This is a genomic window from Streptomyces turgidiscabies Car8 (genome assembly GCF_000331005.1).
GTDB classification, from domain to species: Bacteria; Actinomycetota; Actinomycetes; order Streptomycetales; family Streptomycetaceae; genus Streptomyces; species Streptomyces turgidiscabies.
This window is the reverse complement of record NZ_AEJB01000457.1, coordinates 1-17,109: the sequence shown is the minus strand read 5'-3', so window position 1 is coordinate 17,109 and position 17,109 is coordinate 1. Positions and strand designations below refer to the sequence as shown.

The window sequence follows — 17,109 nt, the reverse complement described above, 5'->3', positions numbered from 1 at the left end:
CACCGCGCTGTACCGGACCCTGCTGAGCCCGGGCGGCGGAGGCCCACTGGGCCAGGTGCTGCACCGGGATCTGCGTGCCAGGAGCCTCGCGGAGCGTGAACTCGCGGGTGCGGCGGACGCTCCCCTGGTCGCCTCGGCGGTGGCCGCCACGTTCGCCGGGGTGCTGGCGGACTGGCTGCACGGGCGGATCGAGGCGACGTCGGACGAGATCGCCCACCAGGTGTGGCAGTTGCTGGTGGCGCTGCATCGGAGCAGGTAGGGGTTTTCGCCCCCGCCGCCCCTACCCGTCCCATCCCGTCCCTGGGGGCCGCGCCCCCAGCCCCCCCTCGCGCCGAAAGCGCTCGTCCTCAAACGCCGGACGGGCTGAAGGGTGCGGCCCCGCCGGACAAACAGGCCCCGGGAACGGTCGATCAGCCGAACGTCAGTACCGGCTTGATCGTCTTGCCCGCCCCCATGTCCCGTACCGCCTGGTCGATGTCCGCGAACGGGTAGGTGGTGATCAGGCGGTCCAGCGGGAGCCGGCCCGCCTTCACCAGCTCAACCAGGTCCGGGATGAAGGACTGCGTCTCGGCGTCGCCCAGGGTGAGACCCACCACCCGCTTGCCGGAGAGCATCCCGTTGACGTCCAGAGCGACTTCGGTACCGAAAGGCGGGGCGCCGACCACCACGAGCGTGCCCCGCTGGGCGAGCGCGTCGACTCCCTGGCGCAGGACGGTGACGTTGCCGGTGGTCTCGACGACGCCGTCGGCGCCCTGGCCGTCGGTGATCCTCGCGACGGCCTCGGCGAGATCGGCCTCGCTCGCGTTGATCGTGTGGGTGGCGCCCAACTCCTCGGCCAGCGACAGGCGTTCGGCGACCCTGTCAACGGCGATGATCCTGGTCGCGGGGGTGAGTGCGGCCGCCATGACCGCCGAGAGACCCACAGCGCCGGCGCCGAGGACGAGGACCGTGCTGCCCAGGCCCGGCTTCAGCACGTTCCAGACGGCGCCGACGCCCGTCTGGACGCCGCAGCCCAGCGGGGCGATGGACTCCAGCGGTACGTCGGGGTCGACCTTGACCAGGCTGCGCTGGTCCACCAACGCCCGCTCCGCGAAGGAGGACTGGCCGAAGAAGTGGCCGCCCAGCTCCGTGCCGTCACGGCTGATCGTGGCGGTGCCGTCGGCCCGCCGGCCGCCGAGGAGGTTCAGCGGCAGCCATGTCACGCAGTACGCGGGGTGCCCGGCACGGCAGTTGCGGCAGGCGCCGCAGGAGGTGAAGGACAACACGACGTGGTCGCCGGGCTCGATGCCGGTGACGGCGGAGCCGACCGCCTCGACGACGCCCGCGCCCTCGTGCCCCAGAACTCCGGGGAGAGGGAAGGGCAGTCCGCCACTCGCCACACCGAGGTCCGTGTGACACAGACCGGTGGCGACCAGCCGTACGAGTGCCTCGGTGGGCGCGGGCTCGGCCAGTTGGACGTCGGAGAGGGTGAAGGGCGCGCCGCCGGACTCGACAACAGCGGCGCGGGTGGTGATGGACATCCTGAACTCCCTTTACGGGCAGACGAATTGACGAGGGTGCTCAGTCGAGCGAGACGACGACGGACTTGACCTTGGTGTAGGCGGCGAGCGCTTCGGGGCCGTACTCCCGGCCGAAGCCGGAGTCCTTGACACCGCCGAAGGGGATAGCGGGATCGAGCATCGCCCAGTCGTTGATCCAGACGATGCCCGCCTGGAGCCGGTTCGCGACCCGGTGGGCGCGGGCCAGGTTGCTGGTCTGAACGCCCGAAGCCAGGCCGTACGGGGTGGAGTTGGCGAGCTGGACCGCCTCGTCCTCGGAGTCGAAGGGCTGGACGGTGAGGACCGGGCCGAAGATCTCCTCCTGGACGACCCGGGAGTCGTTCGTCAGGTCGGCGATCACGGTCGGCTTGTAGTAGTAGCCGCCGTCCAGGTCGAGCCGCTCACCGCCGCAGACGATCCGCGCGCCCTCCTTGCGGGCCAGCGCCACGTACTCCTCGACCTTGCGCAGATGCTTCTCCCCCGCCATCGGACCGACCACGGTCTCGGGCTGCCGCGGGTCGCCCACCGGCACGCCGGGGACCGCCTCGGCGAGGATGCCGATCAGGGTCTCGTACACCGGGCGCGCCACCAGCAGTCGTGGGCCGCCCATGCAGAACTGGCCGGTGTTGAAGACGAAGCCCTTGATGACCGCGCCGACCGCCTTCTCGACGTCGGCGTCCTCGAACACGATGTGCGCCGCGTTTCCGCCCAGCTCCATGGTGACCGGCTTGAGCGCCTCGCCCGCGGCGCTCGCCACATGGCGGCCGACGGCGGTGGAGCCGGTGAAGGCGATCTTGTCGACGCCGCCGTGCCGCAGCAGCGCCTCGCCGGCCACCGGGCCGGTGCCGGTGACGACGTTGACGACGCCGTCCGGGACACCCGCCTCCTGGAACAGCCTGACCATGTAGAGGGCGCTGAGCGGGGTCTCGTCGGCGGGCTTGTGCACCACCGTGTTGCCGGCGGCGAGCGCCGGGCCCAGCTTCGAACCGGCCAGGATCAGGGGGAAGTTGAACGGCGTGATCGCGGCGACCACCCCGATCGGGTCACGCTTGGTGTAGGCGAGGGCGTTGTGGACCGTTTCACGGGTCGCGCCGTCCAGGGAGTAGGCGAGGGCGGCGAAGTACTCGTAGTCGTTGGCGGCGTTGGTCACGTCGACCGCGTGGCACAGACTGATCGGCTTGCCGACGTCGAGACTCTCCAGCCGCGCGATCTCATCCGCGTTCTCCCGGATCAGCTGGGCGACCCGGTTCAGGATCCGGCCGCGCTCCCGTCCGGTCGTCGTGGCCCACGGACCGTTGTCGAAGGCCTCCCGCGCGGCACGTACGGCCGCGTCCACGTCGGCCGCCGAGGCCTCCGCGACGGTCGTGACGACCGTGCCCCGGGACGGGTCGACCACCTCGGTACGCGCTCCGTCCGCCGCCTCGCGCCACTGCCCTCCGACGAACAGTCGCCCGGGTTCGATCTCGAAGGTGGTCATCACCACTCCTCAGCCTCATTGCCAAGATGTCAATCAACAGGATTCCTGTTGGTCCGCAGTTTGGGTACAGACAGGTTTCCTGTCAATGCTCTAGTCTGAATCCATGGTCAGCACCAAGGCTCCCCCCTCACTGCTCTACATGGTCAAACAAGTGGAGCTCATTGTGCGCTCTCATCTGGACGAGCTGGTCAGACCGGCCGGAATCACCGCACTCCAGTACACCGCGCTCACCGTCCTGGAGCGACACGACGGCCTCTCCGCGGCCCAGCTGGCCCGCGACTCGTTCGTCACCGCGCAGTCCATCGCCGACCTCGTCCGGTCCCTGGAGAACCGCGGGCTGGTGCGCCGCGAGCGCAATCCGCACAATCGCCGCGAGCTGCTGATCCTGCTGACGGACGCCGGCCGCGAGCTGCTCGACCGCTTCACGGAGCCCGTGCGGGAGCTGGAGGAACGGATGATCCGCGACCTCACGTCGCACCAGGCGGACCAGTTCCGGCAGTCACTGTCGAAGGCCTGGCACGCGCTGTCGTAGCTCCGGCTCACAGCTCACGCAAAGACGGGTGGGAGACACGCGTCAATTTCGAAGACATATGTCAATCGAACATGCTCAAATTCACTCCATCGGGGGTAACTTGCAGGGCGGGGAACTCATCTGCGCTCACCCGGGAACCGGAAGCACGTCCACGCTCGCCGTACGACGTCACGCCGGGCCCGGTGACCGGCGGGTCCCGCCACCACAGCAGCCGGATGGAGGCGATGTAGTCGTGCAGCAGGATCCTGCACCGCCCACCCGGTATCTGCGTGTCCACCAGGACCGCGGCCACACGGTGCTGGAGTTCCACGGCGAGATCGACATCGCCGCGGCCGTCGAGATCATCCCGCACCTGGACGCGGCCACCGGGCATCCGGACGCCCGGATCGTGATCGACCTGACGGACGTCGAGTTCTTCGACTGCTCGGGGCTGCGGCTGCTGTACCGGGCCCGGCACCGGGTGCTCGCCCACGACGGCCGGCTCCAGCTGGTCTGCACGCACCCGCTCACGCTGCGCGTCCTCAAGGTCACCGGCCTGGCCAGGGTGCTTCCGCCCGCCGCGTCCCTGGACGCGGCCCTCGGGCTGCCCGAGGCCACGTCCGGCACCTTATGACCCGCCTCCACCGTCCGGCCGCCGTCCCGGAGTGACCGTCCCGCCGGTTCACCGGCCGGACCCTCGGGATATTCGGTTGCGGCCGACCGCGGGGGCCGCGCCATGATGGCCCCGGCCGAATCCTCACGACCTCAGGAGCACGGAATGCGCCGTTTCCTCGGAACCCTCCGCCCATGCCGGATCACCGTTCCCGAGGACTCGACCACTCATGCGCCCTTCGCACCGCCCGCACACCCTGAACATCGGGATTCTGGCCCACGTCGACGCCGGTAAGACCAGCCTGACCGAGCGGCTGCTGTTCGACTCCGGCGCCATCGACCGGCTCGGCAGCGTCGACGCCGGTGACACCCGGACGGACGACGGCGCGATCGAGCGGCAGCGCGGGATCACCATCCGCTCGGCGGTCGCCGCGTTCACGGCCGGCGACACCCGGATCAACCTCATCGACACCCCGGGACACTCCGACTTCATCGCCGAGGTCGAACGCGCCCTGGAGGTCCTGGACGGTGCGGTGCTGCTGCTGTCCGCCGTCGAGGGCGTCCAGGCGCAGACCCGCGTGCTGATGAGGACACTGCGGCGGCTGCGGCTGCCCACGCTGGTCTTCGTCAACAAGATCGACCGTGCGGGCGCCCGGTCCGACGCGCTGCTCACGGAGATCCGCCGTCGGCTGACCCCGTACGTCGTCCCGCTCAGCGACGTCGACGACGCCGGCACTCCGGCCGCCCGCGTCCGGCCCCGCCCCCTCACGGCGGCGGCCACGGCGGAGGCGATCGCCGAGGCCGACCCCGCTGTCCTCGCCGCGCTCGTGGACGGCCCCGCACCGACCCCGGACGAGCTGGACGAGGCACTGGCGGCCCGTACCGCCGACGGCTCGCTCCACCCGCTCCTCTTCGGCTCCGCGCTCGGCGGCCAGGGTGTACCCGAACTCGTCCTGGCCCTGACCCGGCTCGTCCCCCGGCCCGCCCCGACCGCCGCGGACGCGCCCCCGCGCGGCACGGTGTTCGCCGTACGCCCCACAGCGGACGGCGCCAGGACGGCGTATCTGCGGCTCTACGAGGGCGAGGTGACGGAACGTCAGCGGCTGACGTTCCTGCGGCGGGAGGCCGACGGCCGGACCACCGAGGTCCCCGGCCGGGTCACCGGTCTCGATGTGATCGGCCACCAGGGACCGCTCACCGCCGGGAACATCGCCGCCCTGACCGGTTTCGGCGCTCTCCGGGTCGGCGACCGACTCGGTGAACTCGCCTCCCGGGCACCGCAGTTCGCGCCCCCGAGCCTGGAGACCCTGGTCCGGGCCCGGCACCCGGAGCAGTCGGCGCGTCTGCGCTCCGCCCTGCTGGCCCTGGCCGATCAGGATCCGCTGACCCATGCCCGGCCCGCGCCCGACGGCAGCACCGCGCTGCTGCTCTACGGCGAGGTGCAGAAGGAGGTCCTCGCCGCCACCCTCGCCCAGGACTTCGGGATCGAGGCCGAGTTCGAGCCGAGCCGCGTCCGGTTCCTGGAGCGGCCCGCGGGCACCGGCGAGGCGTCCGAGGAGAACCCGTGGCTCGACCGCGGTCACTGCTTCGCGACGGTCGGGCTGCGGGTCGAGCAGGGGACGCCCGGCTCGGGCGCGGTGTTCACGTACGAGACCGAACTCGGCGCTCTCCCCCGCGCGTTCCACCAGGCGATCGAGGACACGGTCCACGCGAGCCTGCTCGCCGGCCCGCACGGGTGGCCGGTCACCGACTGCCGGGTCGTCCTGGTCCGCTCCGGGTTCGTCGGGCCGCTGAGCACCGCCGCGGACTTCCGGGCGCTCACGCCGGTGGTACTGCGCCGCGCCCTGGAGCGGGCCGGGACGCGGGTGTACGAGCCTTACCACGCCTTCGAGCTGGAGATCCCGTCGACCGCGCTGGCGCCGGTGACCGGTCTGCTCGCGTCCCTCGGCGCGGAGTTCGGCCGGACCACGGGGATCGCGACCGGCTGGCGCCTCACCGGCGAACTGGGGGCCCGGCGCGTGCGCGAGGCCGAGCTGCGGTTGCCTGGGCTGACGCACGGCGAGGGGGTGTGGTGGTCGCGTGTGTCGGGCGACCGCGCGCTCCGGTAGACCCCGCCCCCTCTCAATTGTTCCGATACGTCAACAGGACGGTCTGGCAGGGCATTTGACGGGCATCCGTCTCAGTACGAAGGAAGAAGGAGGTCCGTCGCCATGACGACGTCCATCAAGGCCGTGCGGCGCATGCCCCTCTGGGCCAAGGTGCTGAGTGCCGTGGTGCTGGTGTTCGCGCTGCTGCTGGCCGGGCTCCGGCTGGCGGTGCTGCCGGGGCTGGGGGACATCTTCGGTGAGGAGACGCACGACCGTTCAGGGCCCGCGCTCCTCGAATCCATCCAGGACATGAGCCGTTACGAGGCGGCGTCCGGCAACTTCCAGGTCGTCGTGGACCTGGAGAAGGACACCAAGTACCTGCCCGACGCGATCAAGGGCACGCGCGTGCTCTATGTGGGGGCCGGCACCGTCGACGCCTATGTCGATCTCGGCAAGGTCGCGAAGAACGACGTGACGGTCAACGGGGACCGCACCTCCGCGACGCTCCGGCTGCCGCACGCGGCGCTCGGAAAGCCCGCGCTGGATCCCGACCGCTCCTACGCGGTCTCCAAACAGCGCGGGATCTTCGACCGGATCACCGACCTCTTCTCCGACAACCCGAACGACGAACAGGCCGTCCAGAAGCTGGCGGCCCGGCACATCGGCGACGCGGCGAAGGAGAGCGAACTGACCGCGCGCGCCGAGCAGAACACGACCAGCATGCTCAAGGGCCTGCTCGGCTCCCTCGGCTTCACGGAGGTGAAGGTGACGTACGGGACCTGAGAGAAGCCGGCCCGCCCGGGTCGTGGGATCCGGGCGGGCCGGAGCGGGAATCCTCGCCCTGTCCGGGGGTAACTGTCCTCGCACGGGAATCAGTTGTAGACCGGAGGACTTTGATGGCCCGATCAGCTCCGCGCGCCCTCGCCGCGCTGCGTCTGCGCCCCGCGAAGGCCGAGAGCAAGCCGCCGCCCGAGAGCCCGCCGAAGTCCGCTCCCAAGCCAGCGCCGAAGGCCACGCCCGGGTCCTCGTCGAAGACCGCGAAGACACCCAGGACCACGAAGGGCTCGAACGACGCGAAGGCGTCCCCGAAGCCGCCCGGGCAGGCTCCGGCGAAGCGTCGCCCGTTCGCCTTCCTGGCACGGGTGCTGACGGTTCTGTGCGCCTTCCTGTTCATGGTGGCGTTCGCCGTGATCCTGGCCCGGCTGACCCTGGAGCCGTCCCCGGCGTCCGTGGAGCTGACCCACAACAACCTCCATCCGGGCCGTTCGCTGCGCGCCTATCTGGACCAGCCCGAACTGCGGGACGCCGTACGTCAGATCGGCGGAAACATCCTCCTCGGCGTGCCCTTCGGCGTCCTGATGCCCGTGATTGCCCCCCGGACGCGGGGAGTTCTGCGGGTGCTGTTCCTCACCGCGACCGTCATGCTCATGGTCGAGGTGGCCCAGGGCGCGCTGATCACCGGACGCGCCTTCGACATCGACGACGTCATCCTCAACACCACGGGCGCGCTGATCGGTTACCTGCTCCTCGGCCGTCGCGTCAGCCGCGCGGTGCACGCGCCTAAGCGGCAGCGGGCGTAGCTCCGGGCCCGGTCCGCCGGGTCGCCGAGGCCGGCTACCTCGACCTCCTCCAGGTGAGCTTGTCGCCGCCGACCCAGCGGACCGTGTCCGGATCGTCGAGGTCATGAACCGTGATGCCGGCTGCGGCCGCCACCCTCAGTACGTCGGTGAGCGTCCGCGCCGATCCGACCACCTCACCGTCGATCTCCACGATCCGGAACGGCGGGATGCCCGGCTGCACCCCGAGCACCATGATCCGCGGACGGGAGATGTACGGGCTCGCTATTTCGGTCATGCATCGAGGGTAGAGCGATTTCGGCCATAATGTACCGGCCACGGACGGTTCCGGAACGGTCACCTCCGCCCCCTCCGTGGTGCGGAGGCGACGAGGCCGGGCGACGCTGGAGAGGGAGGTGACGATGGCGATGGCGATGGATCCCGTCGAGGCGCTGGACCGGATCGCCTTCCTGCTGGAGCGCTCCCTGGCCCCCACGTACCGCGTACGCGCCTTCCGCACCGCGATCGACGTGCTGGCGGAGCTGTCGCCCGACGAGATCCGGCAGCGGGCCGGCACCGGCACGCTGGAGTCCCTGAAGGGCATCGGCCCGAAGACCGCGCAGGTGGTGCGGGAAGCCCTGGCCGGGCAGGTGCCCGCCTACCTGGAGAAACTGGAGCGCGAGCAGGGGATGATCCCGCCGCTCGGTGACGGGGAGCGGCTGCGGGCGCTGCTGCGCGGGGACTGTCATCTGCACTCGGACTGGTCGGACGGCGGCAGCCCGGTCGCGGAGATGGGCCGCACGGCTGCCCGGCTCGGGCACGAGTGGGCCGTTCTCACCGATCACTCACCGCGGCTCACGGTCGCGAACGGCCTGTCTCCCGAGCGGCTCCGCGAGCAGTTGGCCCTGGTCGAGGAGCTCAACGCCACCTGGGCGCCCTTCCGGCTGCTCACCGGCATCGAGTGCGACATCCTCGACGACGGCTCCCTGGACCAGGATCCGGAGCTCCTGGATCTGCTGGACGTCGTGGTGGTGTCGGTGCACTCCAAGCTGCGCATGGACGCGCGCTCGATGACCCGCCGCATGGTGGCCGCCGTACGCGATCCGCACTCGGACGTGCTCGGGCACTGCACCGGGCGGCTGCTCGTCGGTGAGGAGGCCCGGGGTGGCGGTGGCGGGCGGGGCAAGCGTGGCGGGGGCCGGGAGCGGCCCGAGTCGGAGTTCGACGCGGACGAGGTGTTCGCCGCCTGCGCCGAGACCGGCACGGCCGTCGAGATCAACAGCCGCCCCGAGCGACTCGACCCACCGCGCCGACTGCTGCGCCGGGCCGTGGCGGCGGGCGCGCTGTTCGCGATCGACACCGACGCACACGCCCCCGGCCAGCTGGACTGGCAGATCCACGGCTGCGCCCGGGCGGAGGAGTGCGGGGTACCGGCCGAGCGGGTGGTCACGACCTGGCAGGTGGACGACCTCCTGGCCTGGGCCCGGGAGGGCAAGCTGCCGTCGGGCGTCGGGGAGAACGGCGGCACAACCTGACGTCGCGCGCCCCAACCGGCAGACCCACGGCACGCCCGCGCGCACGACTACGACGTACCGGCCGAGCGGGTGGTCACGACCTGGCCGGTTGACGACCTCCTGGCCTGGACCCGGGAGCGCAAACTGCCCCCGGGCCTCGGGGAGAACGGCGGCACAACCTGACGTCGCGCGCCCCAACCGGCAGACCCACGGCACGCCCAGGCGCACGACTGCGGCGCACCGGGCGAGCGAGCGGTCACTACCTGGCCGGTCCACGACCTGCTCGCCTGGACCCGGGAGCGCAGACCGCCCCCGGACCTCGGGGAGAACGGCGGCACGACCTGACGTCGAGCGCGCCCCAACTGCCAGACCCACGGTCACGCCCAGGCGCACGAGTACGACGTACCGGCCGAACGGGGGGCACGACCTCTTGGCCTGGGCCCGGGAGGGCAAGCTGCCGTCGGGCGTCGGGGAGAACGGCGGCACGGCCTGACGTCGAGCGCGCCCCGACCGGCAGACCCACGGTCGCACCCGGGCCCACCAGCGCGCGGCGTACCGGCCGAGCGGGGGGTCACGACCTCCTGGCCTGGGCCCGGGAGCGCAGGCTGCCACCGACCCTCGGGAGGGCGGGGGCGCGGTTTGACTTCGAGTGCGCTTCAATCCGTAGCGTGCTGAGCATGACCACCGCACAGCACAAGATCGGCTCGGGCTTCGATGCCCGGAGCACCGCCGACGACGTCCTCGCGGGCGTCGACCTCAGTGGCCGGCTCGCGCTCGTCACGGGCGGCTACTCGGGCCTCGGCCTGGAGACGACCCGCGCGCTCACCAAGGCGGGCGCCCGGGTCGTCGTGCCCGCCCGGCGCCCGGAGGCGGCGCGGGAGGCGCTGGCCGGCATCGAGGGTGTCGAGGTGGACGCGCTCGACCTCGGCGACCTGGAGAGCGTGCGCGCCTTCGCCGACCGTTTCCTCGCCTCCGGGCGCCCCCTCGACCTCGTGATCGACAACGCCGGGATCATGGCCTGCCCCGAGACCCGGGTGGGCCCCGGCTGGGAGGCCCAGTTCGCCACCAACCACCTCGGCCACTTCGCGCTCGTCAACCGGCTCTGGCCGGCTCTCGCGCCCGGCGGAGCCCGCGTCGTCTCGGTCTCCTCGCGCGGCCACCACTTCTCCGGCATGCGCTGGGACGACGTGCACTGGCAGCACGGCTACGACAAGTGGCAGGCGTACGGCCAGGCGAAGACGGCGAACGTCCTGTTCGCCGTCCACCTGGACAGGCTCGGCCGCGACACCGGTGTACGGGCCTTCGCCCTGCACCCCGGCGCCATCTTCACCCCGCTCCAGCGCCATGTCCCCGTCGCCGAGCAGATCGAGCGCGGCTGGCGGGACGCCGAGGGCAACCTGGTCGAACTGGCGGGCATCAAGACGCCTCAGCAGGGCGCGGCCACCCAGGTGTGGGCCGCGACCTCCCCGCGACTGGCCGGAATGGGCGGCGTCTACCTGGAGGACTGCGACATCGCCGAGCCCGCCGTGGCAGGCGACGAGCGGGGCGGCGTACGCGACTACGCCGTCGACGCCGAGGAGGCCGCGCGTCTCTGGAAGCTGTCGGCACGGCTCACCGGCGTCGACGCGTTCGCGGTCTAGCCACTGGACGGCTCGCCCACTCGCCCACTGGTCAGGATGAGGAGCCTGTGCCGGGTTCCGCGGGGCCGTACAGCGCGGCGGGCGCGCCGGTTGCCAGGGCCCAGTACCGGTCGCCGTACGACCAGTGCCACCACTCCGTGGGGTAGTTGACCAGTCCGGCCCCGCTCAGCGCCTTGCCCAGGATCTCCCGGTGTGCGCGGGCCTCGGCGCCGATGCCGTCGGCGTGTGTGTAGCAGGCGCCCGCGCTGTCCTCGGGGCTGGCGTTCATCGCGGTGCCCAGGTCGAGTTCGCGGCCGTCGGCGTCGGCGAGGGTCAGGTCGACGGCGGCGCCCGCGCTGTGCGGGGCGATCTCGGGCGGGGAGACGTAGCGGCTGGCGGCGTTGCGGAGCCGGTCGTCGGGCCAGTCCGGGTGCTGGGCCCGCAGTTCGGCGGAGTAGCCCTCGAAGTAACGGCGTTGGAGGGCGGGCGGCCGGTAGCCCTCGACGAACAGCAGCCGTAGGCCGTCGGGGAGCAGCGCCTGCGCGTCGAGCAGCCGGCCGAGGACGCCCTGCCGCAGCGTGAACTGGGCGCCGCCGGACGCGTGTTGCTGCCGGTCGTCGGTGAGCAGGGCGCCTCGCACCTCCACCAGCGGCTCACCGCACTCCTCGACGGGTACGGCGGCGACCTTCGCGTCGGACATCAGGATGATCTCGCTCATGCCCCGATCATCTCCCGCCGCACGGGGTGACGCCTCGGTGGACCGGCGCGGACGGTGCGCGGGTCAGAGATCGGCCAACGCGGCCGTCAGCGCGGGTCCCACCACTTCCCGCGTCCACCGCACGCGCTCCTCCCCCACAGCCCGCGGCACCGTCTCGGCCAGCATGATCAGGTAGAGGTAGGCGCGGTACAGAGCGAGCCGCCGACAGGTCGCGGCGTCGAACTCGACCTGCCCTCCCGCCTCCTGATATCCCGTCAGAAACTCGGCCTCACCCCTGATGTCCCCCAGCAGTGCCAGCGACACGAAGTCGGCCACCGGGTCGCCCCAGAACATGCGCTCACCGTCGATGAGACCGCCGACCCGGGGAGCGCCCGCCGAACGGTCCACCAGGATGTTGCCGTCCCAGAGGTCGAAGTGGACCAGCCGGGGCACGGTGACCTCGTCCAGGGCGTCGTACGCGGCCCGGAGGGAACGGGCCACCTCGCCCACCGGGACCGGCAGCCACGCGTCGTAGCGCACGGCGTCGTCGAGCACGGCGTCGAGCATCGCCGTGAACGCCGTACGCCAGTCGGGGGCGAGGGGGCCGAGGGCACCGGAGGGGTAGCCGAAGGCGGACCCGGTGACCTGGTGCAGCCGGGCCACCAGGCCGCCGAGTTCAGCTCGCAGGAGCACCCGCTCGGCGCCGGTGGTGGAGTCGTCCCAAGGAGTGCCCGGGCAGGCGGTCATCAGGAGGTGACCGTCCCCGACGGCCACGACGCTCGGCGCCTGCACACCTACCGTGGCGGCGGCTCGGTAGAACTCCGCCTCGGAGACGAGTAGTCGGGACTCGTGGCGCAGCCCCGGCACCGTTTCGGGCGGTGGGATCTTCAGGACGTATCTGCTGCCGTCGGCCAGTCGCAGTTCCTCGACCGTGTTGTACGTTCCGCCGGTGAGTGGACTGCAGTCCACGAGGCCGTCCGGGGGCAGCCCCGCCGATACGAGGACCTGTCTGGCCCGCTCCCACGAATCGGTCACCGTCCGCGCCTCCCCTGCCTCAACCGGCGCGCCCGCGCACTGCGTACGGCCCTGGAACAGGGTACGGAACGTGCCTCCCGGCCGTTCCCCACTCCCCCGCCCGCGGCAGGACAGACCCGACGTGCGGGGATATTCTGGACGTGGTAACGATCATTTCCGGGCCGGGTCCGGGGGTGGGGCGGGCCGCCGGCTGTCGGAGGGCGGCGTCTCATGAGCGTGAAAGCGAAGTCCGCGGTCGCGAGTGCCTCGGCCATCCTGGTCGCGCTGGGCGGAACGTCCGCGGTGGCCGTCCCGGCGGACGATCCGTCGCCGCAGGAGATCTTCGAGGAGGCCGCGCCGGCCACGGTGCACGTGATCGGCAACTCGGCGCTGGGCAGCGGTTTCGTCTACGACGCCGAGCAGGGACTCATCCTGACCAACGCGCATGTGGTCGAAGGGCAGAGCGCGTTGAAAGTGGTCATCGACAACAAGGAGCCGGTCGCCGTCCGGCTGCTCGGCAGCGACCCCTGCGAGGACCTGGCCGTCGTCAAGCTCACGGCTCCGCAGAAGGACCTCAAGGAACTGGACTTCGGTGACAGCGGCGACCTCAAGGCGGCCGACACCGTCACCGCCCTGGGTTACCCGACGTCCCTCGGCGACTACGCCACGCAGAAGCCCGTGTACACGTCCGGCAGCGTGCAGTCGCCGGACGTCTCCGCCGATCCGAGCGTGTCCTATCCTCACCTGCCGGCCACGATCCAGCACTCCGCGACGCTGAACCACGGAAACAGCGGCGGGCCCCTGCTCGACAGCGACGGCAAGGTGGTCGGGATCAACACCCTGGGAAACGCCGAGGCGTCGGGGCAGTACTACTCGATCGCCGGCGACCATGCGAAGCCCCTGCTCGCCGGCCTGGTGTCGGGCGACAGGAAGAACGACCCCGGTTGGGAACTCACGTCGCTGGAGGACGCCGGTCTGAGTTCGGCGGACAACTTCGCGGATCCGGAGGATCAGCAGTACATCCTCGACATGCAGAGCAAGCTGCTCGACAAGGGCGTCACCGGTCTGTTCGTAATGAGTACGGCGACCAACTCCGCGGCGGACAAGGCGAAGCTGGAGGAGGGTGACGTGATCACGAGCGTCAAGGACGCGCCGGTGCGTACCGTCGGCGACCTGTGCGACGTGTTGCAGTCCGCCGCACCGGGCGAGAAGCTGCCGCTCGAAGGCTTCTACACCTACAACGCCGCCACGCCCGACTACTCGTTCGGCGAGGCCTGGTCCACCGACCTGACGCTGCCGGGCAAGTGAGGAGACGGCCCCACGGCTACCCGGAAACGACGGAGTGGGCGGTCCCCGCACCCTCAGGGGCGCCGAACCGGGCAAGGCAGTGCCACACCTTCTTCAGGTCCTGCGGTTCGTGCCGGCCGGTGCGGGCCGCGTCGCCGATGATCCGCGGGTCCAGGTGTCCGTCCTCGGCGATCCGGGCTCCCAGGTCGACGTACTCGGGCCCCCGGTAGTCGGCGTGACGGCGCAACTCGCTTACGGGGAGCCGGTATCCGGGATGCCATTCGAGCGGTACGGGCAGGGCACACGCCGCCTCCTCCACCGGGGTGCCGCGATAGCTCGCGTCGAGGACCAGCGCCTCGACGTCCCGGGCGAGCTCGACGGGGCCGTGCACCTGGGCCTCGATGTAGTCGTCGAGCGCGTCCCGCGTGTCCGCCTCCGCGAGGGCGACGAGGGACATGCCGGCGGCGACCCCGAAGTGGGCGGGCAGCGCCGCGCTGTCCGGGTAGCAGAAGGTGGCCCGCGTGAGGGCGGCGCCGGTCAGCCGGAAGTGCGAGGAGCCGAACCTCGGGGCGGCGCCCACGACTTGGCGGCGGAAGTTCAACGCCCCGTACACCGGGCGGTGTTGGGCGGGCGCGCTGTCGTACGCCTCGGCGAACATGCGGCTCTCCCAGCGCCAGCGGTCGCCGCCGGGTCGGGCGGTGAGCCCGCCGTTGCTGGTCCCGGTGACGAACTGCGAGCGGTAGACACCGTCCTGTGCGAGCGCCCTGAGCAGGTGCAGGTCGCGGAATGTCCGGTCGGGGTGGAAGTTCAGGGTGACCCGCAGGTCCGGGGGCACGGCCGGGCCGGCCGAGAGGGCCGCGACATGACGGAGGGCCTTCGTGTGCGCGGAATCGGGATCGTCCACCATGCGCACCAGGAGATCATCCGGCGGGCCGGGAGATCCACGGTTTTCCGGTCGACGAGGAAACGTCGCTGATCACGTGAGGAATACCTCCTTCCGCATCATGCGCGCCCGCGGACTTCGGTGAGTACGCTCGGTCCGTTTGTGGGAAGGGAGGCGTGCGCGCGCATGCGAGTGGTACCTGGAGAGTGGACGGCTTCCGTCGTCCGGTTCGTGGGCAAGCACCGCGAGCCCGTGGTGGTCCAGTCCCTGCGGTCGGCGGCCGCGGCGACGATCGCCTACGTCGTCGCGCTCCGCGTCAGCCCGGAGGCCGCGCCGCTCACCGCCCCGCTGACCGCCCTGCTGGTCGTCCAGGTCACCCTGTACGCCACGATCACCACGGGCATCCGCCGGGTGAACTCCGTGGTCGCCGGTGTCGTCATCGCGATCGGCTTCAGTGTGCTGGTGGGCCTGACCTGGTGGAGCCTGGGACTGATCATCCTGGCCTCGCTGGCGGTCGGGCATCTGGTGCGGGTCAGTGAGTTCGTGCCCGAGGTGGCGATCAGCGCGATGCTGGTGCTCGGCGTCACCCGGGTCGGGGACACGGCATGGGCTCGGGTGCTGGAGACCGTGATCGGCGCTGCCGTCGGGCTCGCCTTCAACCTGCTGTTCGCTCCCCCGGTGTGGGTGGACGCGGCCGGCGAGTCCATCGAGGGTCTGGCGCGCCGGGTACGACAGTTGATGCTGCGTATGGGCGAGGAGGCCGCCGGGCGCACCCCGGTGGACCACGCGACCGCCCGGCTGCACGAGGCCCGCCGGCTCGACCACGACATCGTCGAGGTGGACGCGGCGCTGAAGCAGGCCGAGGACAGCCTGCGGCTCAACCCGCGTGTCCGGGAGGGCCTGCTGCACCGGGTGGTGCTGCGCACCGGCCTGGACACCCTGGAGATCTGCACGGTCGTCCTGCGTGTCCTCGCCCGCAGCCTCACCGACCTGGCCAAGGAGCGGGAACCCGACCCGCTGTTCGCCCCGGAGACGGGCGCCGCACTGGAGCGGCTGCTGGCCGAGATCGCCGACGCCGTGGTCAGTTTCGCGGTCCTCGTCACCACCGACGTCAGTGTCAGCGCCGAGTCGGCGGAGAGCCGGCTCGCCACCGAACTCCGGGCCGCGACGGCCACCCGCGACAAGCTGGCCCAGCTGCTCCTGGCGGATATCCAGGAGACCGCCGGGATCACTGCTCAGTGGCAGTTGCACGGCGCGGTCCTGACCGAGGTCAACCGCATCCTCGACGAGCTGGACACCGAGCACCGGTCCCGGCGGCTCCTTGAGGAGCTGGACCGCTGCACGCGTGAGGAGCGGGAGCGGATGCCGTGGGTGACCCGGCTGCGGAAGTACGTGCGGGTGCCGGGCAGGAACCGTGAGGCGGTGTCACGTCGTTCTATGTGACGACGTCACATGAGTACCGACTGGGATCGAGGGGGCTGCGCATGGGTGACTCCGAGGTGCGGATCGACGGGAACACGCTGCGGCTGCCGGGCGGTGTGGCCGTCCGGTTCATCCGTACTCTCCGCCTGCCGGAGACCGGCACGCACGCGCTGCCGCCGGGGCTCGGCGAGTTCCCGGTCCGCCGGGTCGCCGACTACGCCGACACGGTGCCGGATGCCTGGCGGGCACGCGGTGGGGTGCTGCTGCCGGTGTATCTGCGCGAGGCGATGTGGCTGAGCTTCGGGGGCACGGCACAGCCCGCCGCGTTGCAGGTGGGCGTGGGCAAGGTGTGCGCGGTGTCGGGCGAGCCGTGGAGCGACCGGCTGTCGAGGAAGCCGCAGAACTACGTGGTGCTGCCACGTCAGCCGTGGCTGGACGGCATCAACTCCGGCAAGGGCACGGTCCGCCAGTTCGTGGCGGTGCCGCTCGGGCTGGGTGCGACCGTCGAGGGCCAGGTCACGGGCGAGGAGGTGTGGGGCGGCGTACAGCTCCAGTCGTTCTCGCTGACCGACGTGGAACTGGCGAAGTGGCGCGAGGAGGAGCGGCTCCGGGCGGAGCGGGCGCGGGCGGCGATGGCGTCGACCGGGGGGTACGGCGGGGCCGTACCCATGGCGCCGATGGCGATGTCCGCCCCGGCGGCACCCGCCGGCGCGGCGCCTCAGCGGTCGGGGGCGGCGATGGGTCTGGGCGTCGGCGGATCGATGCGCCAGGAGGTCTACCGGGACGACCGGCCGCTCTCGGCGTGGTCGGAGCGGCCTGCCGGACGCGTGTTCGTGCATCTGGTGACCCCGCCCGAGTGGCGCCGCATCACCGGCGAGGCCCCGCCCCCGTC

At 71.6% G+C, this 17,109-nt stretch carries 16 protein-coding genes and 1 pseudogene; 11 read left to right on the top strand and 6 right to left on the bottom strand.

Features of this window, described 5'->3' with window-relative positions; all coding sequences use genetic code 11:
* Window positions 1–259 (top strand): annotated as a pseudogene (locus STRTUCAR8_RS33200) (TetR/AcrR family transcriptional regulator); the annotation flags it as partial.
* A gap of 151 nt (window positions 260–410) precedes the next feature.
* Here STRTUCAR8_RS33200 and STRTUCAR8_RS33195 read toward each other — a convergent pair.
* Together STRTUCAR8_RS33195 and STRTUCAR8_RS33190 are read right to left on the bottom strand one after the other, a co-directional pair.
* A complete protein-coding gene (locus tag STRTUCAR8_RS33195; protein ID WP_006380604.1) occupies window positions 411–1,520 on the bottom strand; it encodes an NAD(P)-dependent alcohol dehydrogenase in 1,110 nt (369 codons plus the stop codon).
* Between the two features lie 40 nt (window positions 1,521–1,560).
* Window positions 1,561–3,015, bottom strand: coding sequence for an aldehyde dehydrogenase family protein (locus tag STRTUCAR8_RS33190; protein WP_044473330.1), 1,455 nt, complete (start codon window positions 3,013–3,015; stop codon window positions 1,561–1,563).
* A 103-nt stretch (window positions 3,016–3,118) separates the two neighbouring features.
* On the opposite strand from STRTUCAR8_RS33190, the gene STRTUCAR8_RS33185 reads away from it, so the two are divergent.
* The 5 genes from STRTUCAR8_RS33185 to STRTUCAR8_RS54685 all read left to right on the top strand — a co-directional run bounded on the left by STRTUCAR8_RS33185 (window position 3,119) and on the right by STRTUCAR8_RS54685 (window position 7,805).
* Window positions 3,119–3,547 (top strand): MarR family winged helix-turn-helix transcriptional regulator, encoded by a 429-nt coding sequence (locus tag STRTUCAR8_RS33185; protein ID WP_006380603.1) that lies wholly within the window; start codon window positions 3,119–3,121, stop codon window positions 3,545–3,547.
* A 232-nt stretch (window positions 3,548–3,779) separates the two neighbouring features.
* On the top strand, window positions 3,780–4,160 hold the full coding sequence (locus STRTUCAR8_RS33180; RefSeq protein WP_006380600.1) for an anti-sigma factor antagonist: 381 nt from the start codon (window positions 3,780–3,782) through the stop codon (window positions 4,158–4,160).
* 208 nt (window positions 4,161–4,368) lie between these two features.
* Window positions 4,369–6,246 carry a tetracycline resistance ribosomal protection protein Otr(A) gene (otr(A), locus tag STRTUCAR8_RS33175; protein WP_006380594.1) on the top strand — a complete coding sequence of 626 codons (1,878 nt, stop codon included), beginning with the start codon at window positions 4,369–4,371 and terminating at the stop codon, window positions 6,244–6,246.
* A gap of 102 nt (window positions 6,247–6,348) precedes the next feature.
* A complete protein-coding gene (locus tag STRTUCAR8_RS33170) occupies window positions 6,349–7,008 on the top strand; it encodes a DUF4230 domain-containing protein (protein ID WP_006380601.1) in 660 nt (219 codons plus the stop codon).
* A gap of 113 nt (window positions 7,009–7,121) precedes the next feature.
* Window positions 7,122–7,805 (top strand): VanZ family protein, encoded by a 684-nt coding sequence (locus STRTUCAR8_RS54685; RefSeq protein WP_006380605.1) that lies wholly within the window; start codon window positions 7,122–7,124, stop codon window positions 7,803–7,805.
* 34 nt (window positions 7,806–7,839) lie between these two features.
* On the opposite strand, the gene STRTUCAR8_RS33160 is transcribed toward STRTUCAR8_RS54685, so the two are convergent.
* Window positions 7,840–8,079: a hypothetical protein gene (locus STRTUCAR8_RS33160; RefSeq protein WP_006380597.1), complete on the bottom strand. Its 240-nt coding sequence runs from the start codon at window positions 8,077–8,079 to the stop codon at window positions 7,840–7,842.
* Between the two features lie 136 nt (window positions 8,080–8,215).
* On the opposite strand from STRTUCAR8_RS33160, the gene STRTUCAR8_RS33155 reads away from it, so the two are divergent.
* Both STRTUCAR8_RS33155 and STRTUCAR8_RS33150 read left to right on the top strand, forming a co-directional pair.
* Window positions 8,216–9,316, top strand: a complete 1,101-nt coding sequence (locus STRTUCAR8_RS33155) for a PHP domain-containing protein (protein ID WP_044473332.1) — start codon at window positions 8,216–8,218, stop codon at window positions 9,314–9,316.
* 656 nt (window positions 9,317–9,972) lie between these two features.
* Window positions 9,973–10,935 carry an SDR family NAD(P)-dependent oxidoreductase gene (locus STRTUCAR8_RS33150; RefSeq protein ID WP_044473329.1) on the top strand — a complete coding sequence of 321 codons (963 nt, stop codon included), beginning with the start codon at window positions 9,973–9,975 and terminating at the stop codon, window positions 10,933–10,935.
* A 31-nt stretch (window positions 10,936–10,966) separates the two neighbouring features.
* Here the strand turns inward: STRTUCAR8_RS33150 and STRTUCAR8_RS33145 are convergent, their stop codons facing one another.
* Together STRTUCAR8_RS33145 and STRTUCAR8_RS33140 are read right to left on the bottom strand one after the other, a co-directional pair.
* Complete coding sequence (locus STRTUCAR8_RS33145; RefSeq protein ID WP_006380595.1) at window positions 10,967–11,632, bottom strand: M15 family metallopeptidase; 666 nt, start codon at window positions 11,630–11,632, stop codon at window positions 10,967–10,969.
* Window positions 11,633–11,695: 63 nt separating this feature from the next.
* Window positions 11,696–12,646 (bottom strand): phosphotransferase family protein, encoded by a 951-nt coding sequence (locus STRTUCAR8_RS33140; protein ID WP_006380596.1) that lies wholly within the window; start codon window positions 12,644–12,646, stop codon window positions 11,696–11,698.
* Between the two features lie 210 nt (window positions 12,647–12,856).
* Between STRTUCAR8_RS33140 and STRTUCAR8_RS33135 the strand changes: the two genes are divergently transcribed.
* Entirely contained in the window at window positions 12,857–13,933 is a 1,077-nt protein-coding gene (locus tag STRTUCAR8_RS33135; RefSeq protein WP_006380592.1) for a S1C family serine protease, read from the top strand.
* 16 nt (window positions 13,934–13,949) lie between these two features.
* Here STRTUCAR8_RS33135 and STRTUCAR8_RS33130 read toward each other — a convergent pair whose 3' ends face one another.
* On the bottom strand, window positions 13,950–14,819 hold the full coding sequence (locus tag STRTUCAR8_RS33130) for a DUF3626 domain-containing protein (RefSeq protein ID WP_044473328.1): 870 nt from the start codon (window positions 14,817–14,819) through the stop codon (window positions 13,950–13,952).
* Window positions 14,820–14,981: 162 nt separating this feature from the next.
* Here STRTUCAR8_RS33130 and STRTUCAR8_RS33125 point away from each other — a divergent pair, with 162 nt between their 5' ends.
* Entirely contained in the window at window positions 14,982–16,238 is a 1,257-nt protein-coding gene (locus STRTUCAR8_RS33125) for an FUSC family protein (RefSeq protein ID WP_006380599.1), read from the top strand.
* 41 nt (window positions 16,239–16,279) lie between these two features.
* Window positions 16,280–17,109, top strand: an 830-nt coding sequence (locus tag STRTUCAR8_RS33120; RefSeq protein ID WP_044473327.1) for a hypothetical protein, incomplete at its 3' end; no start/stop codon positions are given.

Bases quoted from the DNA above. Each gene is read 5' to 3' on its own strand.
- STRTUCAR8_RS33195 (WP_006380604.1), bottom strand. From the start codon at position 1,520: ATGTCCATCACCACCCGCGCCGCTGTTGTCGAGTCCGGCGGCGCGCCC.
- STRTUCAR8_RS33190 (WP_044473330.1), bottom strand. From the start codon at position 3,015: ATGACCACCTTCGAGATCGAACCCGGGCGACTGTTCGTCGGAGGGCAG.
- STRTUCAR8_RS33185 (WP_006380603.1), top strand. From the start codon at position 3,119: ATGGTCAGCACCAAGGCTCCCCCCTCACTGCTCTACATGGTCAAACAA.
- STRTUCAR8_RS33170 (WP_006380601.1), top strand. From the start codon at position 6,349: ATGACGACGTCCATCAAGGCCGTGCGGCGCATGCCCCTCTGGGCCAAG.
- STRTUCAR8_RS54685 (WP_006380605.1), top strand. From the start codon at position 7,122: ATGGCCCGATCAGCTCCGCGCGCCCTCGCCGCGCTGCGTCTGCGCCCC.
- STRTUCAR8_RS33160 (WP_006380597.1), bottom strand. From the start codon at position 8,079: ATGACCGAAATAGCGAGCCCGTACATCTCCCGTCCGCGGATCATGGTG.
- STRTUCAR8_RS33155 (WP_044473332.1), top strand. From the start codon at position 8,216: ATGGATCCCGTCGAGGCGCTGGACCGGATCGCCTTCCTGCTGGAGCGC.
- STRTUCAR8_RS33150 (WP_044473329.1), top strand. From the start codon at position 9,973: ATGACCACCGCACAGCACAAGATCGGCTCGGGCTTCGATGCCCGGAGC.
- STRTUCAR8_RS33145 (WP_006380595.1), bottom strand. From the start codon at position 11,632: ATGAGCGAGATCATCCTGATGTCCGACGCGAAGGTCGCCGCCGTACCC.
- STRTUCAR8_RS33135 (WP_006380592.1), top strand. From the start codon at position 12,857: ATGAGCGTGAAAGCGAAGTCCGCGGTCGCGAGTGCCTCGGCCATCCTG.
- STRTUCAR8_RS33130 (WP_044473328.1), bottom strand. From the start codon at position 14,819: ATGGTGGACGATCCCGATTCCGCGCACACGAAGGCCCTCCGTCATGTC.
- STRTUCAR8_RS33125 (WP_006380599.1), top strand. From the start codon at position 14,982: ATGCGAGTGGTACCTGGAGAGTGGACGGCTTCCGTCGTCCGGTTCGTG.